Origin of the sequence: Luteococcus sp. (genome assembly GCF_043424415.1) — a bacterium.
GTDB lineage: Bacteria > Actinomycetota > Actinomycetes > Propionibacteriales > Propionibacteriaceae > Luteococcus.
This window is the reverse complement of sequence record NZ_JBHWOO010000259.1, coordinates 1-4513: the sequence shown is the minus strand read 5'-3', so window position 1 is coordinate 4513 and position 4513 is coordinate 1. Positions and strand designations below refer to the sequence as shown.

3 protein-coding genes are annotated in these 4513 nt (G+C 68.1%); 1 reads left to right on the top strand and 2 read right to left on the bottom strand.

From position 1 onward, the window contains the following. Positions 1 to 53 precede the first annotated feature (53 nt). On the bottom strand, positions 54 to 974 hold the full coding sequence (locus tag ACHFFZ_RS14850) for an RNA polymerase sigma factor RpoD/SigA (protein ID WP_394277375.1): 921 nt from the start codon (positions 972 to 974) through the stop codon (positions 54 to 56). A gap of 169 nt (positions 975 to 1143) precedes the next feature. Next, entirely contained in the window at positions 1144 to 3306 is a 2163-nt protein-coding gene (locus ACHFFZ_RS14845) for a S9 family peptidase (RefSeq protein ID WP_394277374.1), read from the bottom strand. A 206-nt stretch (positions 3307 to 3512) separates the two neighbouring features. Between ACHFFZ_RS14845 and ACHFFZ_RS14840 the strand changes: the two genes are divergently transcribed. After that, positions 3513 to 4513, top strand: a 1001-nt coding sequence (locus ACHFFZ_RS14840; protein ID WP_394277373.1) for an RNA polymerase sigma factor, incomplete at its 3' end; no start/stop codon positions are given.

Genomic DNA, 4513 nt, shown 5'->3' with positions numbered 1-4513 from the left:
GCTCTGCCGCGCTCCCGTGGTGGGAACGCGGCCGTCGCCGTTGGGCCGGTGTCTCAGGCGGCCTCGCGCAGCTGGGCCAGGGCATTGCGCTCGATCTGGCGCACCCGCTCGGCGGTGATGCCCCAGACGGCGCCGATGTCGGCGAGCTTGGCCTGTCGGCCGTCGGACAGGCCGTAGCGGCGACGCACCACGTCGGCGGAGCGCTCGTCGAGCCCCTCCAACATGTCCTCGAGCGCCTGGCGGTCCTCCGCGTCCAGTACCATCTCGTCCGGACCTGGGGCGGTTTCCTTGGCGATCAGGTCACCCAGGGAGGTGTCGCCCGACTCCTCGACGGGAGCATCCAGGCTGACGTGCTCACGGCTGTAGCGGATCAGGTCCACCACGCGCTCCTCGGTCAGGCCCAGCTCCTCGGCGATCTCGGGGACCTCGGGCTCACGGCCCAGCTGGCGCTCCAGGTTGCGGCGCACCGCATTGACCTGGTTGACCTGCTCCGCGACGTGGACCGGAAGGCGCACGATGCGGCCCTGCTGGGCGATGCCACGACTGATCGCCTGGCGCACCCACCAGGTGGCATAGGTGGAGAACTTGAAACCCTTGGCGTAGTCGAACTTCTCGACCGCGCGGATCAGGCCGGTATTGCCCTCCTGCACCAGGTCGAGCAGGGGCATCTGGGCGCGGCCGAACTTGCGGGCCACCGAGACCACCAGGCGCAGGTTGGCCTGCACGAATCGACGCATCGCGGCCTCGCCCTCGGCGGCCATCAGCTCCAGCTGCTCGGTGGTGACCTTCTTCCTCGTCTTCTCGGTCCCGTCGAGCAGGGCCTGGGCATAGAGCCCCAGTTCGATGGTGCGTGCCAGCATCACCTCGTCCTCCGCCGTGAGCAGGGGGGTGCGTGCGATCGACTCGAGGTAGAGACCGACGGAGTCCTTGCCGTCGATTCCCTCGATGCTGCGAACTCGTCCTCGAGATTCCATTCCAACCACCTTTCGCCGTCCTTCACCCAGCACAACGCACGAGCGGCCAAAAAGTTTCCACGGAATGCTCCGGTGCATGGAAATCATGCTGTGAGCGGACAAGCCGCGACCGTGGTCGTACCCGCAAGAGCCCCGGTCTCGGGGTTCTCCCTGGGACCGGGGCTCTGGTTCAGTGCGTCGGGCCGGAGATCTGGTCGATGATCCAGGCCAGCTCGAAGGCCTCCTCGCGCCAGGACCCGTACCTGCCGCTGACGCCCCCGTGGCCGGCGCTCATCTGGGTGAGCAACAAGATCTCGTGGCCTGGCCTGGCCTGCACCCGTTCGCGCAGCCTCGCCACCCACTTGGCGGGTTCGACGTAGAGCACGCGGGTGTCGTTGAGGCTGGTGGTGGCCAGGATCGCCGGATAGGGCCCGCTTGCGATGTTCTCGTAGGGGCTGTAGCCCTTCATGCAGGCATAGACCTTGGCGTCGTCGATCGGATTGCCCCACTCCTCCCACTCCACCACGGTCAGCGGCAGCTCGGGCATCGTGATGCTGGTCAGCGGGTCGACGAAGGGCACAGCGGCATGGACTGCACGAAAGAGCTCGGGTGCGAGGTTGGTGACGGCTCCCACCAGCAGTCCGCCGGCGCTTCCACCGCGGGCGGCGAGGCGGTCGGGGCTGGTCCAGCCCTGGTCCACCAGGTGCTGGGCGCAGGCGACGAAATCGGTGAAGGTGTTGGGCTTGGTCAGCTGGCTGCCCTCGTCATACCAGCGACGCCCCATCTCACCACCGCCACGCACGTGCGCGATGGCGTAGACGATGCCGCGCTGCAGCAGGCTGAGCCGGCTGATCGAGAAGGCCGGGGGGGTGCTGACCTCATAGGAGCCGTAGCCGTAGAGCAGGCACGGCGCGGTGCCGTCGGCCACCACGTCGGCGCGACGCACCAGGCTGATCGGGATCCGGGTTCCGTCCTCGGCGGTGGCCCACAGCCTCTCGGTCACGTAGTCGGCGGGATCGTGGGGGCCGTGCACCGGGTGCGGGAGCACCTGCGTGCGCTTGAGCTCGGCCAGATTGCCGCTGGCGAGGTCCAGCTCCAGGACGCTGGGCGGGGTCACCAGGCTGGTGTAGCGCAACCGGACCGTCGTGGCATTCCAGTCGGGTTCGGAGTGAGCGACCACCTCGTGGACGGGCTCATCGAAGTCCACCCAATGCGGCCCCGACCAGTCCTCGCCCTCGCGGTGCAGCACGGCCACGGCGCTGAGCCCGTCGCGCCGGGCACTGACCACGGCATGGGCGGCGTGGGCGTCAACCGACTCCAGCCGCACGCCGGGAGTACCGGGCAGCACCGGACGCCAGTCCTCGGCCGTGGAGCTCTGCAGCGGTGCGGTGGCCAGCTCGTAGTCGACGAAGTCTCGGTTGTGCAGCACGAGCAACCGGTCGCCGGCCACCTCCACCTGGTAGTCGACGCCCTCGGCGCGCCCGGCCACGCTGCGAGGGGCCTGGTCGAGCTCGCCGACGGCCAGCAACCAGTACTCACTGGTCAGCTTGGAGCTGGCCCCGAAGACCAGGTGGCCGCGTGACCGTGACTCGTCCACGCCCAGCCAAAAGCGTTCGTCGTCCTCCTGCAACAGCAGCCGGTCCTGCTCGGGATCGGTCTGCAGCTCGTGGCACCACACCTGGAAGGGACGCCAGGCATCGTCGACGCGGGAGTAGACCAGGTGCCGGTTCCCTGCCCAGCACACGCCGTGGGCCAGCTCCTCGTGGGTGGGGCCGAAGTCCCTGCCGGTGGACAGATCGCGCACGTACAGCTGGTAGCGCTCATCGCCGCGGTGGTCGACGCTCCAGGCCAGCATGGTGCCATCGGGGGAGACCGAGAAGCCGCCGACGGAGAAGAAGTCACGCCCCTCGGCCTCGACATTGCCGTCCAGCAGCACCTGCTCGCCAGGCACCTCGCCGGAAAGGTCGGGGCGGGTGCCGTCGACGTCGGGGACCCTGCAGTGCAGCGGGTAGTCGCAACCCTCGACGGTGCGCATGTAGTACCACCAGCCGTGGGATGCGCCGTCGACGGTGTGCGTGACGTGGGCGGGCACGCCCAGGTCGGTCTGCTTGGTCCGGGCCGAGATGTCGTCGTAGATCTCCTGGCGCAGGTCCTCCAGGTGGGCAGTCACCTGCTCGGTGTAGCGGTTCTCCGCCTCCAGGTGGGCGATGACCTCGGCGGAGTCCTTCTCGCGCAGCCATTCGTAGTCATCGACGAGCTCGTCGCCGTGGAAGCTGCGCACCACGCGGTGCCGGGCGGCAACGGGCGGCTGGGGCTCCGTGTGGTGGGTGGAGTCTGCAGTGGAGGTCGGCATGCCCGCAGCCTACTTGGCACGCTCGTTTGGGTGGAGGTCGAAGGCGTGCCAGAATGGCGGCGGGAAGGCTATTGACTTTCACCGGCCCTCGCACGCCCTGAAATGGGGTCGGGGTCGGCGCTGGTCGGCACTCCCGTCCTGAACATGTCCATACATCCGTACCCGCCCGATGCGGTACGGACGCCGGACTCCCGAGAGGATCCTCTGTGACGCCCACCTCTTCCAAGAAGGCACCCGCCGACGAGGCAGCCACGCCTGCCGCCAAGGCCCCGGTCCGCAAGACGGCCGCGAAGACCACAGCCAAGCGGACCACAGCCAAGACAGCCGCCAAGAAGACCACCGCGAAGCGCGCCACCAAGAAGGCCGCCCTCGAGGAGACCGTCACGATTGCGGGCGCCGCGACCGGTGAGAGCCTTGAGGTGGAGGTCAAGCGTGACGGGGACGACGTGGTGCTGACCGTGGGTGGCAAGAAGCGCACCCTCGATGACGTCGACGAGACCGAGTTCAAGCCGGAGGAGACGGCCAAGGAGGAGAAGGAGCTCGTCGAGGAGTCCAAGGGCTTCGTGGTCTCCGATGCCGACGACACCGACGAGCCCGAGCAGCAGGTCATGGTGGCCGGTGCCACCGCCGACCCCGTCAAGGACTACCTGAAGCAGATCGGCAAGGTCGCCTTGCTGAATGCCGAGATGGAGGTCGAGCTGGCCAAGCGCATCGAGGCTGGGCTGTTCGCCGACGAGCAGCTCGGTGACGACGACGCTCGCGCCAAGCTGAAGCCGGCCGAGGTCGAGGACTACGAGTGGATCGCGGCCGATGGCAAGCGCGCCAAGAACCACCTGCTCGAGGCCAACCTGCGCCTCGTGGTGTCCCTGGCCAAGCGCTACACCGGCCGCGGCATGCTGTTCCTGGACCTCATCCAGGAGGGCAACCTCGGTCTGATTCGCGCGGTCGAGAAGTTCGACTACACCAAGGGCTTCAAGTTCTCGACGTACGCGACGTGGTGGATCCGTCAGGCCATCACTCGCGCCATGGCCGACCAGGCGCGAACCATCCGTATCCCGGTTCACATGGTCGAGGTCATCAACAAGTTGGCCCGCGTGCAGCGCCAGATGCTCCAGGACCTGGGCCGCGAGCCCACCCCGGAGGAGCTGGCCAAGGAGCTGGACATGACCCCGGAGAAGGTCGTGGAGGTGCAGAAGTATGGCCGCGA

Coding starts and splice junctions, on each gene's coding strand:
- ACHFFZ_RS14850 (WP_394277375.1), bottom strand. CDS start 974: ATGGAATCTCGAGGACGAGTTCGCAGCATCGAGGGAATCGACGGCAAG.
- ACHFFZ_RS14845 (WP_394277374.1), bottom strand. CDS start 3,306: ATGCCGACCTCCACTGCAGACTCCACCCACCACACGGAGCCCCAGCCG.